The 17948-nt window shown below is 55.1% G+C and carries 31 protein-coding genes; all 31 read right to left on the bottom strand.

Annotated features, from left to right (window positions below; all coding sequences use genetic code 11):
- Positions 1-6: 6 nt before the first annotated feature.
- The 31 genes from AC30D9_RS27730 to rpsL all read right to left on the bottom strand — a co-directional run bounded on the left by AC30D9_RS27730 (position 7) and on the right by rpsL (position 17747).
- Positions 7-1008 (bottom strand): DNA-directed RNA polymerase subunit alpha, encoded by a 1002-nt coding sequence (locus tag AC30D9_RS27730; RefSeq protein WP_003186012.1) that lies wholly within the window; start codon positions 1006-1008, stop codon positions 7-9.
- Positions 1009-1030: 22 nt separating this feature from the next.
- Positions 1031-1651: a 30S ribosomal protein S4 gene (rpsD, locus tag AC30D9_RS27725; protein WP_003176404.1), complete on the bottom strand. Its 621-nt coding sequence runs from the start codon at positions 1649-1651 to the stop codon at positions 1031-1033.
- Positions 1652-1669: 18 nt separating this feature from the next.
- Positions 1670-2059, bottom strand: a complete 390-nt coding sequence (gene rpsK / locus AC30D9_RS27720; RefSeq protein ID WP_002555466.1) for a 30S ribosomal protein S11 — start codon at positions 2057-2059, stop codon at positions 1670-1672.
- 30 nt (positions 2060-2089) lie between these two features.
- Positions 2090-2446 (bottom strand): 30S ribosomal protein S13, encoded by a 357-nt coding sequence (gene rpsM, locus AC30D9_RS27715; RefSeq protein WP_003186020.1) that lies wholly within the window; start codon positions 2444-2446, stop codon positions 2090-2092.
- A gap of 130 nt (positions 2447-2576) precedes the next feature.
- Positions 2577-2693 (bottom strand): 50S ribosomal protein L36, encoded by a 117-nt coding sequence (rpmJ, locus tag AC30D9_RS27710; RefSeq protein WP_002555468.1) that lies wholly within the window; start codon positions 2691-2693, stop codon positions 2577-2579.
- Between the two features lie 30 nt (positions 2694-2723).
- Complete coding sequence (gene secY / locus AC30D9_RS27705; RefSeq protein WP_003186029.1) at positions 2724-4052, bottom strand: preprotein translocase subunit SecY; 1329 nt, start codon at positions 4050-4052, stop codon at positions 2724-2726.
- Positions 4053-4490 (bottom strand): 50S ribosomal protein L15, encoded by a 438-nt coding sequence (gene rplO / locus AC30D9_RS27700; RefSeq protein ID WP_003186032.1) that lies wholly within the window; start codon positions 4488-4490, stop codon positions 4053-4055. It abuts the gene before it with no gap.
- Between the two features lie 3 nt (positions 4491-4493).
- Entirely contained in the window at positions 4494-4670 is a 177-nt protein-coding gene (gene rpmD, locus AC30D9_RS27695; RefSeq protein WP_003186033.1) for a 50S ribosomal protein L30, read from the bottom strand.
- Positions 4671-4672: 2 nt separating this feature from the next.
- Positions 4673-5173: a 30S ribosomal protein S5 gene (gene rpsE / locus AC30D9_RS27690; protein ID WP_003186035.1), complete on the bottom strand. Its 501-nt coding sequence runs from the start codon at positions 5171-5173 to the stop codon at positions 4673-4675.
- A gap of 3 nt (positions 5174-5176) precedes the next feature.
- Positions 5177-5527, bottom strand: coding sequence for a 50S ribosomal protein L18 (gene rplR / locus AC30D9_RS27685; protein ID WP_003186037.1), 351 nt, complete (start codon positions 5525-5527; stop codon positions 5177-5179).
- A gap of 10 nt (positions 5528-5537) precedes the next feature.
- Positions 5538-6071: a 50S ribosomal protein L6 gene (rplF, locus tag AC30D9_RS27680; RefSeq protein ID WP_053125864.1), complete on the bottom strand. Its 534-nt coding sequence runs from the start codon at positions 6069-6071 to the stop codon at positions 5538-5540.
- 12 nt (positions 6072-6083) lie between these two features.
- A complete protein-coding gene (gene rpsH, locus AC30D9_RS27675; protein WP_017848802.1) occupies positions 6084-6476 on the bottom strand; it encodes a 30S ribosomal protein S8 in 393 nt (130 codons plus the stop codon).
- A 210-nt stretch (positions 6477-6686) separates the two neighbouring features.
- Positions 6687-6992: a 30S ribosomal protein S14 gene (gene rpsN, locus AC30D9_RS27670; protein WP_003186042.1), complete on the bottom strand. Its 306-nt coding sequence runs from the start codon at positions 6990-6992 to the stop codon at positions 6687-6689.
- Positions 6993-7005: 13 nt separating this feature from the next.
- Positions 7006-7545, bottom strand: coding sequence for a 50S ribosomal protein L5 (gene rplE, locus AC30D9_RS27665; protein WP_003186044.1), 540 nt, complete (start codon positions 7543-7545; stop codon positions 7006-7008).
- 20 nt (positions 7546-7565) lie between these two features.
- Positions 7566-7880 (bottom strand): 50S ribosomal protein L24, encoded by a 315-nt coding sequence (gene rplX / locus AC30D9_RS27660; protein WP_003186046.1) that lies wholly within the window; start codon positions 7878-7880, stop codon positions 7566-7568.
- An 11-nt stretch (positions 7881-7891) separates the two neighbouring features.
- A complete protein-coding gene (gene rplN, locus AC30D9_RS27655; RefSeq protein ID WP_002555479.1) occupies positions 7892-8260 on the bottom strand; it encodes a 50S ribosomal protein L14 in 369 nt (122 codons plus the stop codon).
- 23 nt (positions 8261-8283) lie between these two features.
- On the bottom strand, positions 8284-8550 hold the full coding sequence (gene rpsQ, locus AC30D9_RS27650) for a 30S ribosomal protein S17 (protein ID WP_003194644.1): 267 nt from the start codon (positions 8548-8550) through the stop codon (positions 8284-8286).
- Between the two features lie 2 nt (positions 8551-8552).
- Positions 8553-8744, bottom strand: coding sequence for a 50S ribosomal protein L29 (gene rpmC, locus AC30D9_RS27645; protein ID WP_002555481.1), 192 nt, complete (start codon positions 8742-8744; stop codon positions 8553-8555).
- The gene (rplP, locus tag AC30D9_RS27640; protein WP_003186052.1) at positions 8744-9157 is read right to left on the bottom strand and encodes a 50S ribosomal protein L16; all 414 of its coding nucleotides are present in this window, start codon (positions 9155-9157) and stop codon (positions 8744-8746) included. The genes rpmC and rplP overlap by 1 nt, the downstream gene beginning before the upstream one ends.
- Positions 9158-9169: 12 nt before the next feature.
- Positions 9170-9856, bottom strand: a complete 687-nt coding sequence (gene rpsC, locus AC30D9_RS27635) for a 30S ribosomal protein S3 (RefSeq protein ID WP_003176422.1) — start codon at positions 9854-9856, stop codon at positions 9170-9172.
- A gap of 13 nt (positions 9857-9869) precedes the next feature.
- A complete protein-coding gene (gene rplV / locus AC30D9_RS27630; protein ID WP_003103908.1) occupies positions 9870-10202 on the bottom strand; it encodes a 50S ribosomal protein L22 in 333 nt (110 codons plus the stop codon).
- An 11-nt stretch (positions 10203-10213) separates the two neighbouring features.
- Positions 10214-10489, bottom strand: coding sequence for a 30S ribosomal protein S19 (gene rpsS / locus AC30D9_RS27625; RefSeq protein WP_002555486.1), 276 nt, complete (start codon positions 10487-10489; stop codon positions 10214-10216).
- A gap of 16 nt (positions 10490-10505) precedes the next feature.
- Positions 10506-11330: a 50S ribosomal protein L2 gene (gene rplB / locus AC30D9_RS27620; protein ID WP_003186055.1), complete on the bottom strand. Its 825-nt coding sequence runs from the start codon at positions 11328-11330 to the stop codon at positions 10506-10508.
- 14 nt (positions 11331-11344) lie between these two features.
- On the bottom strand, positions 11345-11644 hold the full coding sequence (gene rplW, locus AC30D9_RS27615; RefSeq protein WP_002555488.1) for a 50S ribosomal protein L23: 300 nt from the start codon (positions 11642-11644) through the stop codon (positions 11345-11347).
- The gene (gene rplD / locus AC30D9_RS27610; protein WP_003186057.1) at positions 11641-12243 is read right to left on the bottom strand and encodes a 50S ribosomal protein L4; all 603 of its coding nucleotides are present in this window, start codon (positions 12241-12243) and stop codon (positions 11641-11643) included. Before rplD ends, rplW begins: the two co-directional genes overlap by 4 nt.
- Before the next feature lie 12 nt (positions 12244-12255).
- Entirely contained in the window at positions 12256-12891 is a 636-nt protein-coding gene (gene rplC, locus AC30D9_RS27605; protein ID WP_003186059.1) for a 50S ribosomal protein L3, read from the bottom strand.
- Between the two features lie 80 nt (positions 12892-12971).
- Positions 12972-13283 (bottom strand): 30S ribosomal protein S10, encoded by a 312-nt coding sequence (gene rpsJ / locus AC30D9_RS27600; RefSeq protein ID WP_003186070.1) that lies wholly within the window; start codon positions 13281-13283, stop codon positions 12972-12974.
- 158 nt (positions 13284-13441) lie between these two features.
- On the bottom strand, positions 13442-14635 hold the full coding sequence (gene tuf, locus AC30D9_RS27595; protein ID WP_003186103.1) for an elongation factor Tu: 1194 nt from the start codon (positions 14633-14635) through the stop codon (positions 13442-13444).
- A gap of 31 nt (positions 14636-14666) precedes the next feature.
- Positions 14667-16772, bottom strand: coding sequence for an elongation factor G (gene fusA, locus AC30D9_RS27590; protein ID WP_307575339.1), 2106 nt, complete (start codon positions 16770-16772; stop codon positions 14667-14669).
- Positions 16773-16802: 30 nt separating this feature from the next.
- Complete coding sequence (rpsG, locus tag AC30D9_RS27585; protein ID WP_003186074.1) at positions 16803-17273, bottom strand: 30S ribosomal protein S7; 471 nt, start codon at positions 17271-17273, stop codon at positions 16803-16805.
- A 102-nt stretch (positions 17274-17375) separates the two neighbouring features.
- Positions 17376-17747, bottom strand: coding sequence for a 30S ribosomal protein S12 (rpsL, locus tag AC30D9_RS27580; protein WP_003186084.1), 372 nt, complete (start codon positions 17745-17747; stop codon positions 17376-17378).
- Positions 17748-17948 lie beyond the last annotated feature (201 nt).

Genomic DNA, 17948 nt, shown 5'->3' with positions numbered 1-17948 from the left:
CGACGATCAGGCAGTCGCCTTGTCGTCCTTCTTAAGACTTGCAGGCGGCCAGTTGTCGAGGCGCATGCCGAGGGACAGACCGCGGGAGGCCAGAACGTCCTTGATTTCAGTCAAGGATTTCTTGCCAAGGTTCGGAGTCTTCAACAGCTCTACTTCGGTACGCTGAATCAGGTCGCCGATGTAGTAGATGTTTTCCGCCTTAAGGCAGTTAGCCGAACGTACAGTCAGTTCCAGATCGTCAACCGGGCGAAGCAGGATCGGATCGATCTCGTCTTCCTGCTCGACAACCACTGGCTCACTGTCACCCTTGAGGTCGACGAACGCAGCCAACTGCTGTTGCAGGATGGTTGCAGCACGGCGGATAGCCTCTTCAGGATCCAGGGTACCGTTGGTTTCCAGATCAATAACCAGCTTGTCCAGGTTGGTACGCTGTTCGACACGGGCGTTTTCCACCACGTATGCGATACGGCGAACCGGGCTGAACGAAGAGTCAAGCTGCAAGCGACCGATGCTGCGGCTTTCGTCTTCATCGCTCTGACGCGAGTCGGCCGGTTCATAACCACGACCACGAGCTACGGTGAGCTTCATGTTCAGGGCGCCGTTAGACGCCAGGTTAGCGATTACGTGATCGGGGTTAACGATCTCGACATCATGATCCAGCTGAATATCGGCAGCGGTAACCACCCCCGAACCCTTCTTCGACAAGGTCAGCGTAACTTCGTCACGACCGTGCAGCTTGATAGCCAGACCTTTAAGGTTCAACAGGATTTCAATTACGTCTTCCTGTACACCTTCGATGGCGCTGTACTCGTGGAGCACACCGTCAATCTCGGCCTCGACTACTGCACAGCCGGGCATTGAGGACAACAGGATGCGGCGCAGCGCGTTGCCCAGGGTGTGGCCGAAACCACGCTCGAGAGGCTCGAGTGTGATCTTGGCGCGGGTTGGACTGACAACCTGCACATCAATATGGCGGGGTGTCAGGAACTCATTTACCGAAATCTGCATGGATGCACCTATTTTCTAGCCCTTACTTGGAGTAGAGCTCGACAATCAGGCTTTCGTTGATGTCGGCGGACAGATCACTGCGAGCAGGAACGTTCTTGAAAACGCCCGACTTCTTCTCAGTGTCTACTTCTACCCATTCTACGCGGCCACGTTGGGCACACAGATCGAGAGCTTGGACAATGCGAAGTTGGTTCTTTGCTTTCTCGCGAACAGCAACCACGTCACCAGCACGAACCTGGTAGGACGGAACGTTTACGGTCTGACCGTTAACGCTGATCGACTTGTGCGATACCAGCTGACGGGATTCGGCACGAGTAGAACCGAAACCCATACGGTATACAACGTTGTCCAGACGGCATTCGAGCAGTTGCAACAGGTTTTCGCCGGTTGCGCCTTTCTTGCCAGCTGCTTCTTTGTAGTAGCCGCTGAATTGACGCTCGAGAACGCCGTAGATACGACGGACCTTCTGCTTTTCACGCAGTTGGGTGCCGTAGTCGGACTGGCGACCGCGGCGTTGGCCGTGGATACCAGGTGCTGCTTCGATGTTGCACTTCGATTCGATCGCGCGCACGCCGCTCTTCAGAAAAAGATCGGTGCCTTCGCGACGAGCGAGTTTGCATTTTGGACCAATGTAACGAGCCATTCTTTACAATCTCCTGGATTACACGCGGCGCTTCTTCGGCGGACGGCACCCGTTGTGCGGGATTGGCGTCACGTCGGTGATGCTGGCGATCTTGTAGCCACAGCCGTTCAAAGCGCGGACTGCGGATTCACGACCTGGACCTGGACCCTTGACGTTAACGTCGAGGTTTTTCAGGCCGTATTCCAGCGCAGCTTGACCAGCACGCTCGGCAGCTACTTGAGCAGCGAACGGGGTGGACTTGCGGGAACCGCGGAAACCCGAACCACCGGAGGTAGCCCAGGAAAGAGCGTTACCTTGACGGTCGGTAATGGTCACGATGGTGTTGTTAAAAGAAGCATGGATGTGGGCGATGCCATCAACCACTGTCTTTTTAACTTTTTTACGAGGACGAGCAGCAGGTTTTGCCATGATTAAATTCCTGTCGATTCGCTGGGGCGATTACTTGCGGATCGGCTTACGCGGACCTTTACGGGTACGCGCGTTGGTCTTGGTACGCTGACCGCGTACTGGCAGACCACGACGATGACGCAGACCGCGATAGCAACCGAGGTCCATCAAGCGCTTGATTTTCATGTTGATTTCGCGACGCAGGTCACCTTCAGTGGTGAACTTCGCCACTTCGCCACGCAGCTGTTCAATTTGCTCGTCGCTCAGATCCTTGATCTTTGCCGCTGGGTTGACCCCAGTCACTGCACAAATTTTCTGTGCAGTAGTGCGACCAACACCATAGATGTAGGTCAGCGAGATAACAGTATGCTTGTTATCTGGAATGTTGACGCCTGCAATACGGGCCATTCAGTGGGACTCCAATTGACAGCTACCTACGCCCCGGAAGCCAAGAAATAGGGCGCGAGATAATATCGCTGTAATAACAAATAATCAACCCGGCAGCGCACTAGCTGCCGGGCTTAAAGCACAATCACACTCAGCCTTGGCGCTGTTTGTGACGCGGTTCCGCGCTGCAAATTACCCGAACAACACCTTCGCGGCGAATAATCTTGCAGTTACGGCACAGCTTTTTCACCGATGCACGAACTTTCATCACCAACTCCTCGAACCTTATGGACGCTACTCAGCGCAACATGCCGCTGCCGTAGCCCTTCAGGTTGGCTTTCTTCATCAGGGATTCGTACTGGTGCGAAACGAGGTGCGATTGTACTTGGGACATGAAGTCCATCACAACCACGACCACGATCAGCAACGAGGTCCCGCCAAGGTAGAACGGTACGTTTGCCGCAACCACCAGGAACTGGGGCAACAGACAGACGGCCGTCATGTAAAGAGCACCGAACATGGTCAAGCGAGTCAGAACGCCATCAATGTAGCGCGCAGACTGCTCACCTGGACGGATGCCCGGAATAAAGGCACCGGACTTCTTCAGGTTTTCCGCTACGTCTTTCGGATTGAACATCAACGCCGTATAGAAGAAGCAGAAGAAAATAATCCCTGCACTAAACAGCAGAATATTCAACGGCTGACCAGGAGCGATCGACTGCGAGATGTCCTGCAACCAGCCCATACCTTCAGACTGGCCGAACCAGGCACCCAACGAAGCCGGGAACAGCAAGATGCTGCTCGCGAAAATAGCCGGAATTACGCCGGCCATGTTCACCTTCAACGGCAAGTGGCTGGTCTGCGCAGCAAATACCTTGCGGCCCTGCTGACGCTTGGCGTAGTGAACAGCAATACGACGCTGACCACGCTCGATGAACACCACGAAACCGATAATCGCTACTGCCAGCAGACCGATGGCAACCAGGGCGAAGATATTGATATCACCCTGACGCGCAGACTCGAAAGACTGCCCGATCGCTCTCGGAAGACCGGCGACGATACCTGCGAAGATCAACATCGAGATACCGTTGCCTACACCACGCTCAGTGATCTGCTCACCCAGCCACATCATGAACATCGCGCCCGCCACAAAAGTGGTTACCGCAACGAAATGAAAGCTGAAGTCAGCAGTGAACGAAACGCCCTGCCCCGCCAAGCCGATGGACATGCCAATGGCTTGAACGAGAGCGAGGACGACAGTGCCGTAGCGGGTGTACTGGCTGATCTTGCGACGGCCAGCTTCACCTTCCTTCTTCAACTGCTCCAGCTGCGGGCTGACGGCGCTCATCAGTTGCATGATGATCGATGCCGAAATGTACGGCATGATCCCCAGCGCAAAGATGCTCATCCGCTCCAGCGCGCCGCCGGAAAACATGTTGAACAAGCTAAGAATGGTCCCCTCATTCTGTCGAAACAGGTCCGCGAGTCGGTCCGGGTTGATACCTGGAACCGGGATGTGTGCGCCTATTCGGTAGACGATAATCGCCAGGAACAGAAAACGCAGACGAGCCCAGAGTTCAGACATACCGCCTTTGCCGAGCGCAGAGAGAGCACCTTGCTTAGCCATTTATTCCTCGAACTTGCCGCCAGCTGCTTCGATAGCCGCACGCGCACCTTTGGTGGCGCCGATTCCCTTTCCGATGGTGACAGCACGAGCAACTTCGCCCGACAGCATGATTTTCACACGCTGAACGTTCTGGTTGATCACGTTGGCATCCTTCAGGGACTGCACGGTGACGATGTCGCCGTCCACTTTGGCCAGCTCGGACAGACGCACTTCTGCGCGGTCCATGGCTTTCAGGGAAACGAAACCGAACTTCGGCAGGCGACGATGCAGCGGCTGTTGACCGCCTTCAAAGCCTGGAGCAATAGTGCCACCGGAGCGGGAGGTCTGACCTTTGTGGCCACGGCCACCGGTCTTGCCCAAACCACTACCGATACCACGGCCCGGACGATGCTTTTCGCGACGGGAACCCGGCGCTGGACTCAGATCATTGAGTTTCATCGATTAACCCTCGACACGCAGCATGTAGTAGGCCTTGTTGATCATCCCGCGATTCTCGGGAGTATCCAGGACTTCTACAGTGTGACCGATGCGACGCAGACCCAGACCCTTAACGCACAGTTTGTGGTTAGGGATGCGGCCGGTCATGCTTTTGATCAGCGTAACTTTTACGGTAGCCATGATCAGAAGATCTCCTTGACGCTTTTGCCACGCTTGGCGGCAATGGATTCAGGAGACTGCATTGCTTTCAAACCCTTGAAAGTGGCGTGAACCACGTTTACTGGGTTAGTCGAGCCGTAGCACTTGGCCAGAACGTTCTGAACGCCAGCAACTTCGAGGACAGCACGCATAGCGCCGCCAGCGATGATACCGGTACCTTCAGAAGCAGGCTGCATGTACACCTTCGAAGCGCCATGGGCGGACTTCATTGCGTACTGCAAAGTGGTGCCGTTCAGATCAACCTGGATCATGTTGCGGCGAGCAGCTTCCATTGCCTTCTGGATCGCAGCAGGCACTTCACGCGACTTGCCACGGCCGAAGCCAACACGGCCCTTACCATCACCCACTACGGTCAACGCGGTGAAAGTGAAGATACGGCCGCCTTTAACGGTTTTGGCTACGCGGTTAACTTGAACCAGCTTCTCGATGTAGCCTTCGTCGCGCTTTTGGTCGTTATTTGACATAACTTAGAACTCCAGCCCAGCTTCACGAGCAGCATCAGCCAGCGCCTTGACGCGGCCGTGGTACTTGAAGCCAGAGCGGTCGAAAGCCACCTGCGAGACGCCAGCGGCTTTAGCACGCGTAGCGACCAGCTGGCCAACCTTAGTGGCCGCGTCGATGTTGCCAGTGGCGCCATCACGCAGTTCTTTATCCAAAGTCGAGGCACTTGCCAGGACTTTGTTGCCGTCGGCCGAAATGACCTGGGCGTAGATGTGCTGCGACGAGCGGAACACGCAGAGACGCACGACTTCGAGTTCGTGCATTTTCAGGCGTGCTTTGCGAGCGCGACGCAGTCGAGTAACTTTTTTGTCGGTCATTTGCTATGCCCTACTTCTTCTTGGCTTCTTTACGACGGACGACTTCGTCCGCGTAGCGCACACCTTTGCCTTTGTACGGCTCTGGTGGACGGAAGTCGCGGATCTCGGCGGCCACTTGACCTACCAGCTGCTTGTCGATGCCCCGGATCAGGATATCGGTCTGGCTAGGAGTCTCAGCGGTGATGCCTTCCGGCAGTTCATAATCCACTGGGTGCGAGAAGCCAAGAGCCAGGTTCAGCACTGTGCCTTTTGCTTGCGCTTTGTAACCAACACCGACCAGCTGGAGCTTGCGCTCGAAGCCTTGGCTTACGCCTTGGACCATGTTGTTTACCAACGCACGAGTGGTACCAGCCATTGCGCGAGTCTGTTGATCGCCATTGCGAGCAGCGAAACGCAGCTCACCAGCTTCTTCAACGATCTCAACGGACGAATGGATGTTCAGTTGCAGAGTGCCCTTGGCACCCTTCACCGAAAGCTGTTGGCCTGCGAATTTGACTTCGACACCGGCTGGCAGCTTAACGGGGTTCTTAGCGACGCGTGACATGCTTATCCCCCCTTAGAACACAGTGCAAAGAACTTCGCCGCCGACACCGGCAGCGCGCGCAGCACGATCCGTCATCACACCTTTGTTGGTGGAGACGATAGACACGCCCAGGCCGCCACGAACTTTCGGCAGATCCTCAACGGACTTGTACTGACGCAGGCCAGGACGGCTAACGCGCTTCACTTCCTCGATGACCGGACGGCCTTCGAAGTACTTCAGCTCGATGGACAGCAGTGGCTTGATTTCGCTGCTGATCTGATAACCCGCAATGTAACCTTCGTCCTTCAGGACTTTGGCAACAGCTACCTTCAAAGTAGAAGATGGCATGCTTACGACGGACTTTTCAGCCATCTGGGCATTACGGATACGAGTTAGCATGTCCGCTAACGGGTCCTGCATACTCATGGGCTAGACGCTCCTAATACACAAAAAATTAGCCTTTCGGCTAGTACGTGTCGCCGAGCGCATCCGCGCAATAAAAACACGGGCTCAGGCGAGCCGGGTATTCTAGACACACCCCACAAATGAATCAAGCCCCAAAAGGGGCTTGATTCAAGTTCAAGGTCACCGACGGTCAGGATCTTGCGATCCCGAGCGCCGCGACTTTGACAGCGCTTACCAGCTGGCTTTAACCAGACCTGGAACGTCACCACGCATTGCAGCTTGACGCAGCATGTTACGGCCAAGGCCGAACTTGCGGTACACGCCGTGCGGACGACCAGTCAGGCGGCAGCGGTTACGCATGCGCGAGGCGCTTGCGTCACGTGGCTGCTTCTGCAGGGCTACGGTAGCTTCCCAACGCGCTTCTGGACTTGCGTTCAGATCAACGATGATAGCTTTCAGCGCTGCACGCTTGGTGGCGTACTTGGCAACGGTGAGCTGACGCTTCAGCTCACGGTTCTTCATGCTCTTCTTGGCCATTTTCCTACTCCAATCAGTTGCGGAACGGGAATTTGAAAGCGCGCAGCAGTGCGCGACCTTCGTCATCCGTCCGAGCAGTGGTGGTCAGGGTAATGTCCAGACCGCGGAGAGCGTCGATCTTGTCGTAATCGATTTCCGGGAAAATGATCTGCTCTTTAACACCCATGCTGTAGTTGCCACGACCATCGAAGGACTTGGCATTCAGGCCGCGGAAGTCGCGAACCCGAGGCAGGGAGATCGACAGCAGACGATCCAGGAACTCGTACATACGCTCACGGCGCAGGGTCACTTTGACGCCGATCGGCCAACCTTCACGGACTTTAAAGCCAGCGATGGATTTCCGAGCGTAAGTCACGACGACTTTCTGACCGGTGATCTTTTCCAGGTCAGCAACAGCGTGCTCGATGACTTTTTTGTCACCGATCGCTTCGCCCAGACCCATGTTCAGGGTGATTTTGGTAACGCGCGGAACTTCCATCACGTTCGAAAGCTTAAGTTCTTCCTTAAGTTTCGGTGCGATTTCCTTCCGGTAAATCTCTTTTAGTCGTGCCATGGTCTTCTACCTAGCAGTGTTCAAGCATCAACCGCTTTTTGGGTCGACTTGAAGACACGAATTTTCTTACCGTCTTCTACTTTGAAACCAACGCGGTCAGCCTTGTTGGTTTCGCCGTTGAAGATGGCGACGTTGGAAGCGTGCAGTGGCGCTTCTTTCTCGACGATACCGCCCTGTACGCCCGACATCGGGTTAGGCTTGGTATGACGCTTGACCAGGTTCAGACCACCAACAACCAGACGGTTGTCAGCAAGAACCTTCAGCACCTTACCGCGCTTACCTTTGTCTTTGCCGGCGATCACGATGATCTCGTCGTCACGACGAATCTTTTGCATGTCGGATCTCCTTACAGCACTTCTGGGGCGAGCGAGACGATCTTCATGAACTTCTCAGTACGAAGTTCACGGGTCACTGGCCCAAAGATACGGGTGCCGATCGGCTCTTGCTTGTTGTTCAACAGAACAGCAGCGTTGCCATCAAAGCGGATAATGGAGCCGTCAGCACGACGGACGCCATGGCGAGTGCGGACTACGACAGCAGTCATCACTTGGCCTTTTTTCACCTTACCGCGAGGAATTGCTTCCTTGACGGTAACTTTGATGATGTCACCGATACCAGCGTAACGACGATGGGAGCCACCCAGCACCTTGATGCACATAACACGGCGAGCGCCGCTGTTATCGGCCACATCGAGCATGGATTGAGTCTGAATCATATAATTTCTCCGACCCCTAGCCCTTAGACTTCCACAGCGCGTTCGAGAACATCAACCAGCGCCCAAGACTTGGTCTTGGCCATCGGACGAGTTTCACGAATAGTGACTTTGTCGCCGATGTGGCACTGGTTGGTTTCGTCGTGCGCGTGCAGCTTAGTCGAACGCTTAACGTATTTACCGTAGATCGGGTGCTTAACGCGACGCTCGATCAGAACGGTGATGGTTTTGTCCATCTTGTCGCTGACAACACGGCCAGTCAGCGTACGGACAGTTTTTTCGGCTTCAGCCATGATTACTTACCTGCCTGCTGGTTGAGCACAGTTTTCACGCGAGCGATGTCACGCTTAACTTGCGAGAGCAGATGAGACTGCCCCAACTGGCCAGTTGCTTTCTGCATACGCAGATTGAACTGGTCGCGCAGCAGGCCGAGCAGTTGCTCGTTCAGCTGCTGTGCTGATTTTTCACGAAGTTCATTCGCTTTCATCACATCACCGTCCGTTTAACAAAGGAGGTGGCGAGCGGCAGCTTTGCAGCAGCCAGGGCGAAAGCCTCACGCGCCAGCTCTTCAGAAACACCCTCGATTTCATACAGGACTTTGCCTGGCTGAATCTGGGCAACCCAGTACTCCACGTTACCCTTACCTTTACCCATCCGAACTTCGAGTGGCTTCTTGGTGACAGGCTTGTCCGGGAATACACGGATCCAGATCTTGCCGCCACGTTTTACGTGACGGGTCAGGGCACGACGCGCTGACTCGATCTGACGAGCGGTGAGACGACCACGAGCAACAGACTTCAGCGCGAACTCGCCGAAGCTGACTTTGCTACCGCGCAATGCCAGGCCACGGTTGTGACCGGTCATTTGCTTGCGGAACTTCGTACGCTTTGGTTGCAACATTTGGCGTACCCCTTACTTAGCAGCTTTTTTACGAGGCGCTGGTGCTTGTGGCTTCAGTTCTTCTTGGCGACCACCAATTACTTCGCCTTTGAAGATCCAAACCTTTACACCGATCACACCGTAGGTGGTGTGAGCTTCGTAGTTGGCATAGTCGATGTCGGCACGCAGGGTGTGCAGTGGCACACGACCTTCGCGATACCATTCAGTACGTGCGATTTCAGCACCGCCGAGACGACCGCTCACTTGGATTTTGATGCCTTTGGCACCAATGCGCATTGCGTTCTGTACAGCGCGCTTCATAGCGCGACGGAACATTACGCGACGCTCCAGCTGCTGAGCTACGCTCTGCGCAACCAGCATACCGTCGAGCTCCGGCTTGCGGATCTCTTCGATATTGATGTGCACAGGCACACCCATTTGCTTGGTCAGGTCCTGACGCAGCTTCTCAACATCTTCACCTTTCTTCCCGATAACGATACCTGGACGAGCGGTGTGGATGGTGATACGTGCAGTCTGCGCCGGACGATGGATATCGATACGGCTTACGGACGCGCTTTTTAGTTTGTCTTGGAGATACTCACGCACCTTCAGATCAGCGAACAAGTAGTCCGCATAAGTCCGACCGTCTGCGTACCAGACGGAGGTGTGCTCCTTGACGATTCCCAGGCGAATGCCAATGGGATGTACTTTCTGACCCATCTCTTCGACTCCGTTACTTGTCAGCAACCTTGACAGTGATATGGCAAGACCGCTTGACGATGCGATCAGCACGGCCTTTGGCACGTGGCATGATGCGCTTCAGCGAACGCCCTTCGTTGACGAAAACGGTGCTGACCTTCAGGTCATCAACGTCTGCGCCTTCGTTATGCTCGGCGTTGGCTACGGCCGACTCCAGCACTTTCTTCATGATCTCGGCGGCTTTCTTACTGCTGAAAGCCAACAGGTTGAGCGCTTCGCCCACCTTCTTCCCGCGGATCTGGTCGGCGACCAAGCGGGCTTTCTGGGCGGAGATTCGAGCGCCCGACAACTTAGCGGCTACTTCCATTTCCTTACCCCTTAACGCTTGGCTTTCTTGTCAGCCACGTGCCCACGGTATGTGCGGGTACCGGCGAACTCGCCCAGTTTGTGGCCGACCATGTCTTCGTTCACGAGAACTGGGACGTGTTGGCGACCGTTGTGTACTGCGATGGTCAGACCGACCATTTGTGGCAGGATCATCGAACGACGCGACCAGGTCTTAACTGGTTTGCGATCGTTCTTTTCCGCCGCCACTTCGATCTTCTTCAGTAGGTGAAGATCAATAAAAGGACCTTTTTTCAGAGAACGTGGCACTGTCGTATCCCTCTATTTACTTGCGACGACGGACGATCATTTTGTCGGTACGCTTATTACCACGAGTCTTCGCGCCCTTAGTCGGGAAGCCCCATGGCGATACCGGATGACGACCACCAGAGGTACGACCTTCACCACCACCATGTGGGTGGTCAACCGGGTTCATGGCAACACCACGAACGGTTGGGCGAACGCCACGCCAGCGCTTGGCACCAGCTTTACCCAACGAACGCAGGCTGTGCTCGGAGTTCGAGACTTCGCCCAGGGTCGCACGGCATTCAGCCAGTACTTTACGCATCTCACCAGAACGCAGACGCAGGGTCACGTAGACACCTTCACGAGCGATCAGCTGAGCCGAAGCACCAGCGGAACGAGCGATCTGTGCGCCTTTACCTGGCTTCAATTCGATGCCGTGTACGGTGCTACCAACTGGAATGTTACGCAGTTGCAGAGCGTTGCCCGGCTTGATCGGTGCCAGGGCACCTGCGATCAGCTGGTCGCCAGCACTCACGCCTTTAGGGGCGATGATGTAGCGGCGCTCGCCATCTGCATACAGCAGCAGAGCGATGTGAGCAGTACGGTTCGGATCGTATTCGATACGCTCGACGGTGGCAGCGATGCCATCCTTGTCGTTGCGACGGAAGTCGACCAGACGATAATGCTGCTTATGACCACCACCGATGTGACGAGTGGTAATACGGCCATTGTTGTTACGACCACCAGACTTCGATTTTTTCTCGAGCAGCGGTGCGTGAGGAGCGCCTTTATGCAGCTCCTGGTTGACCACCTTGACCACAAAACGGCGGCCAGGGGAAGTCGGTTTGCATTTAACGATTGCCATGATGCACCCCTTCCTTACTCAGCACTGCTGCTGAAATCGAGATCTTGGCCTGGCTGAAGGGAGATAACTGCCTTCTTCCAGTCATTACGCTTGCCCAGACCGCGAGCAGTGCGCTTGCTTTTACCCAGAACGTTCAGGGTAGTCACGCGCTCTACTTTCACGCTGAACAGGCTTTCGACGGCCTTCTTGATTTCCAGCTTGGTTGCGTCGGTAGCAACCTTGAAAACGAACTGGCCTTTCTTGTCTGCCAGAACCGTAGCCTTCTCGGAAACGTGCGGGCCAAGCAGAACTTTAAATACGCGTTCCTGGTTCATCCCAGCAGCTCCTCGAATTTCTTCACGGCCGACACGGTGATCAACACCTTGTCGTATGCGATCAGACTGACCGGATCGGAACCTTGCACGTCACGTACGTCGACGTGTGGCAGGTTGCGAGCAGCCAGGTACAGGTTCTGATCAACAGCGTCAGACACGATCAGGACGTCAGTCAGGCCCATGCCGTTCAGCTTGTTCAGCAGATCTTTGGTTTTCGGTGCTTCAACAGCGAAGTCCTGAACCACGACCAGACGATCAGTACGCACCAGCTCAGCAAGGATGGAACGCATTGCTGCGCGATACATCTTCTTGTTCAGCTTCTGGGAGTGATCCTGAGGACGAGCTGCGAAAGTGGTACCGCCGCCACGCCAGATTGGGCTACGGATAGTACCGGCACGAGCACGGCCAGTACCTTTCTGACGCCATGGGCGCTTGCCGCCACCGGAAACGTCGGAACGGGTCTTTTGCTGCTTGCTACCTTGACGGCCGCCAGCCATGTAGGCCACGACTGCTTGGTGAACCAGCGTCTCGTTGAATTCGCCGCCAAATGTCAGTTCGGAAACTTCGATCGCTTGAGCGTCATTTACATTTAATTGCATGTCAGCTTCCCCTTAACCGCGAGCCTTGGCTGCTGGACGTACAACCAAGTTGCCGCCAGTAGCGCCAGGAACAGCGCCCTTGACCAACAACAGATTGCGTTCAGCGTCCACGCGCACTACTTCGAGGGACTGCACGGTCACGCGCTCAGCGCCCATATGACCGGACATTTTTTTGCCCTTGAATACACGACCAGGAGTCTGGCACTGGCCGATAGAGCCTGGAACGCGGTGGGATACGGAGTTACCGTGGGTGTTATCTTGCCCGCGGAAGTTCCAACGCTTGATCGTACCCTGGAAGCCTTTACCCTTGGACTGACCGGTTACATCAACCAGTTGGCCAGCGGCGAAGATTTCAGCGTTGATCAGATCGCCGGCCTGGTACTCGCCTTCTTCAAGGCGGAATTCCATTACGGTACGACCAGCGGCAACGTTCGCCTTGGCGAAGTGGCCAGCCTGAGCTGCTGTTACACGCGAAGCACGACGCTCGCCGACAGTGACTTGCACTGCACGATAGCCATCGGTCTCTTCAGTTTTGAACTGGGTGACGCGATTCGGCTCGATCTCAATGACCGTGACCGGAATGGAGACACCTTCTTCGGTGAAAATACGGGTCATACCGCATTTACGACCGACTACACCAATAGTCATGTTGTAAACCTCATGAGTGTACGGGGCTTTCACCCGCTATGGCCGCCCATTTCAGAGCGTTACACGACTAAGACCGAGTCTTAGCCGAGGCTGATCTGCACTTCCACACCGGCCGCAAGATCGAGCTTCATAAGTGCATCAACGGTTTTATCCGTTGGCTGGACGATGTCCAGAACGCGCTTATGAGTACGGATCTCGTACTGGTCACGCGCGTCTTTGTTGACGTGCGGGGAGACCAGAACGGTGAACCGCTCTTTACGGGTAGGCAGTGGAATTGGACCACGCACTTGAGCACCAGTACGTTTCGCGGTTTCCACGATTTCCTGGGTGGATTGGTCGATCAGGCGATGGTCAAAAGCCTTCAACCTGATACGGATTTGCTGATTTTGCATTGGATTTCAGACTCCGGCTGCTATTCCCACCGGGCGCAATACGCCCGTTAAAAGGAGGCGCAATTCTATAGACGCCCCTGATAGGTGTCAACCCAATAAAAAAGCCCCCGCTAAGCGGGGGCTTTTTCAACTCATCAAGCTGACTCTATACAAGAGACTTACTCGATGACTTTGGCTACGACGCCGGCGCCGACGGTACGACCGCCTTCACGGATAGCGAAACGCAGACCGTCTTCCATCGCGATGGTCTTGATCAGGGTAACAGTCATCTGAATGTTGTCACCTGGCATTACCATTTCAACGCCTTCTGGCAGCTCGCAGTTACCAGTCACGTCAGTAGTACGGAAGTAGAACTGTGGACGGTAGCCTTTGAAGAACGGAGTGTGACGACCGCCTTCTTCCTTGCTCAGAACGTAAACTTCTGCGGTGAACTTGGTGTGCGGCTTGACGGTGCCTGGCTTGACCAGAACCTGGCCACGCTCAACGTCGTCACGCTTGGTGCCGCGCAGCAGCACGCCGCAGTTCTCGCCAGCACGACCTTCGTCGAGCAGCTTGCGGAACATTTCAACGCCGGTGCAGGTAGTTTTCTGAGTGTCGCGCAGACCGACGATCTCAACTTCTTCCTGGATGCGGACGATGCCACGCTCAACACGACCAGTCACAACAGTACCGCGACCGGAGATCGAGAATACGTCTTCGATTGGCATCAGGAACGGCTTGTCGATAGCACGCTCTGGCTCTGGGATGTAGCTGTCCAGAGTTTCCACCAGCTTCTTGACAGCAGTGGTGCCCATTTCGTTGTCGTCTTGGCCGTTCAGAGCCATCAGAGCCGAACCGATGATGATTGGAGTGTCATCACCTGGGAAGTCGTAAGTGCTCAGCAGGTCGCGCACTTCCATCTCAACCAGTTCCAGCAGCTCAGCGTCGTCAACCATGTCAGCCTTGTTCAGGAAGACAACGATGTACGGAACGCCTACCTGACGGGACAGCAGGATGTGCTCACGGGTTTGTGGCATCGGACCATCAGCGGCCGAGCAAACCAGGATCGCGCCGTCCATCTGGGCAGCACCGGTGATCATGTTTTTTACGTAGTCGGCGTGACCTGGGCAGTCAACGTGTGCGTAGTGACGCACGGCCGAATCGTATTCAACGTGAGCGGTGTTGATGGTGATACCACGAGCTTTCTCTTCCGGGGCGCTGTCGATCTTGTCGAAGTCAACCTTGGCCGAACCGAAAACTTCGGAGCAGACACGGGTCAGAGCAGCGGTCAGCGTGGTTTTACCGTGGTCAACGTGACCGATGGTGCCAACGTTGACGTGCGGTTTGTTCCGTTCAAATTTTTCTTTAGCCACGACAATTAACTCCTAGCTTAAAGGGGCTGAATCAGCCTTGCTTTTTGGTAACAGTCTCGACGATATGCGACGGAGCTGTATTGTATTTTTTGAATTCCATAGAGTAGCTCGCGCGACCCTGAGACATGGAACGAACGTCGGTTGCGTAACCGAACATTTCACCCAACGGGACCTCAGCACGAATTACCTTGCCGGAAACCGTATCTTCCATACCCAGAATCATGCCACGACGACGGTTGAGGTCGCCCATGACATCACCCATGTAGTCTTCAGGCGTAACGACCTCTACCGCCATGATCGGTTCAAGCAACTCACCACCGCCCTTCTGGGCCAGTTGCTTGGTCGCCATGGAAGCAGCCACCTTAAACGCCATCTCGTTGGAGTCGACGTCATGGTAAGAACCATCGAACACGGTCGCCTTCAGGCCGATCAGCGGATAGCCGGCAACAACGCCGTTCTTCATCTGCTCTTCGATACCCTTCTGGATCGCCGGGATGTATTCCTTAGGAACCACACCGCCCACGACTTCGTTCAAGAACTGCAGACCTTCCTGACCTTCGTCAGCCGGTGCAAAACGGATCCAGCAATGACCGAACTGGCCACGACCACCGGACTGGCGAACGAACTTGCCTTCGATTTCGCAGCTCTTCGTGATGCGCTCACGATAGGAAACCTGAGGCTTACCGATGTTGGCTTCGACGTTGAACTCACGGCGCATCCGGTCAACCAGGATGTCCAGGTGCAACTCGCCCATGCCGGAGATGATCGTTTGACCAGTCTCTTCATCAGTCTTGACGCGGAAAGACGGGTCTTCCTGAGCAAGCTTGCCCAGAGCGATACCCATTTTTTCCTGGTCATCCTTGGTTTTTGGCTCAACGGCAACCGAAATAACCGGCTCCGGGAAGTCCATGCGAACCAGGATGATTGGCTTGTCAGCGTTGCACAAGGTTTCACCAGTGGTGACATCCTTCATGCCAATCAAGGCCGCGATGTCGCCAGCGCGTACTTCCTTGATTTCTTCACGGGCGTTTGCGTGCATCTGCACCATACGACCCACACGCTCCTTCTTGCCTTTTACCGAGTTGATCACGCCGTCGCCGGATGCCAACACGCCCGAGTAAACCCGAACAAAGGTCAAGGTACCCACGAATGGGTCGGTAGCGATCTTGAACGCCAAAGCCGCGAACGGTTCGTCGTCACTTGCGTGACGCTCCATTTCCTCTTCCTCGTTATCCGGGTTGGAACCCTTGATAGCAGGAATGTCGGTTGGAGCAGGCAGGAAGTCGATAACGGCGTCGAGAACCAGGGGAACACCCTTGTTCTTGAAGGAGGAACCGCAAACAGCCAGGACGATCTCACCAGCGATGGTACGCTGACGCAGAGCAGCCTTGATTTCCTCGTTGGTGAGCTCTTCACCCTCGAGGTACTTGTTCATCAGCTCTTCGTTGGCTTCGGCCGCAGCCTCAACCATGTTGCTGCGCCACTTCTCGGCTTCTTCCAGCAACTCAGCAGGAATGTCCTTGCGAACAGGGACCATACCCTTGTCAGAGTCGTTCCAGTAGACCGCTTGCATGTTGATCAGATCGATCTGACCCTGGAAGTTGTCTTCGGAACCGATAGCCAGCTGGATAGGCACCGGAGTGTGACCCAGACGCTGCTTGATCTGACCGATCACGCGCAGGAAGTTGGCACCAGCACGGTCCATCTTGTTTACGTAAACAAGACGTGGGACACCGTATTTGTTGGCCTGACGCCATACGGTTTCCGACTGAGGCTCAACGCCCGAAGTACCGCAGAACACGACGACAGCGCCGTCGAGTACACGCAGGGAACGCTCAACTTCAATGGTGAAGTCTACGTGGCCCGGGGTATCGATAACGTTGAAGCGATGCTCGTGCGCGTACTGCTTCTCGGAACCCTTCCAGAAGGCGGTGATAGCAGCAGAAGTAATGGTAATACCACGCTCCTGCTCCTGGACCATCCAGTCGGTGGTCGCGGCGCCATCATGCACCTCGCCCATCTTGTGACTTTTGCCAGTGTAAAAAAGGACGCGCTCGGTGGTGGTGGTTTTACCAGCATCCACGTGAGCAACGATACCGATGTTACGGTAGCGGTTAATCGGTGTAGTACGAGCCATAAAGCCCTCGCAAATTGAGTGACGCTAAAATTAGAAGCGGTAGTGCGAGAAAGCCTTGTTGGCTTCAGCCATACGGTGCACGTCTTCACGCTTCTTAACTGCAGCACCTTTACCTTCAGCAGCGTCCAACAGTTCGCCAGCCAAACGCAGAGCCATGGACTTCTCGCCGCGCTTGCGGGCGAAGTCTACCAACCAGCGCATTGCCAGGGCGTTACGACGGGACGGACGAACTTCGACCGGAACCTGGTAAGTAGCACCGCCTACACGGCGCGACTTCACTTCGACCAGCGGAGCGATGGCGTCGAGAGCTTTCTCGAAGATTTCCAGGGGATCGCTGTTCTTGCGTTCCTTAACTTTGTCCAGTGCGCCATAAACAATACGCTCGGCAACGGCTTTCTTGCCGCTTTCCATTACGTGGTTCATGAACTTGGCGAGAATCTGGCTTCCGTATTTCGGATCGTCCAGAATCTCACGTTTGGCTGCTACGCGACGTCTTGGCATTGATAAGCCCTCAAACGGTCTTCAGGTTAGCCCGGGACAGCAGATGCGTGCCCGACCTTACTCTTATCGACTCAATAAAATTAAAAACTGCAAAACGGCCGATTATTTCGGACGCTTGGTACCGTACTTCGAACGACCTTGGTTACGACCTTTAACGCCGGAAGTATCCAAAGAGCCGCGAACGGTGTGGTAACGAACACCTGGCAAGTCTTTTACACGACCGCCGCGGATCAGTACCACGCTGTGCTCTTGCAGGTTGTGGCCTTCACCACCGATGTACGAGGAAACCTCGAAACCGTTGGTCAGACGCACACGGCATACTTTACGCAGTGCCGAGTTAGGTTTTTTCGGCGTAGTGGTATACACGCGGGTGCATACGCCACGACGTTGCGGGCAGTTCTGCAGCGCAGGTACGTCGGATTTCTCGACGATACGCTTACGCGGCTGACGTACCAGCTGGTTGATAGTTGCCATCTACTAGCTCCACTGTTGTCTTGCGACGCTATTGTCTTACAAGAAAAGCAAAATGGCAGGAACGAATTCCCGCCAAATTTAGGGGATCAAGAGTCTAAAGAGGATCTTGTCCCCAGTCAAGGCAAGGCCCCGACCTCCCCGCCCGCCGGATCTCGACAATTTGTCTCGATCCGCCGAACGGAGTGACCAGGGCCAGGCACT

Source organism: Pseudomonas sp. DF11, assembly GCF_058148565.1.
Note: the sequence above shows the minus strand (reverse complement) of the source record. Positions and strands in the feature narration are given on the sequence as shown.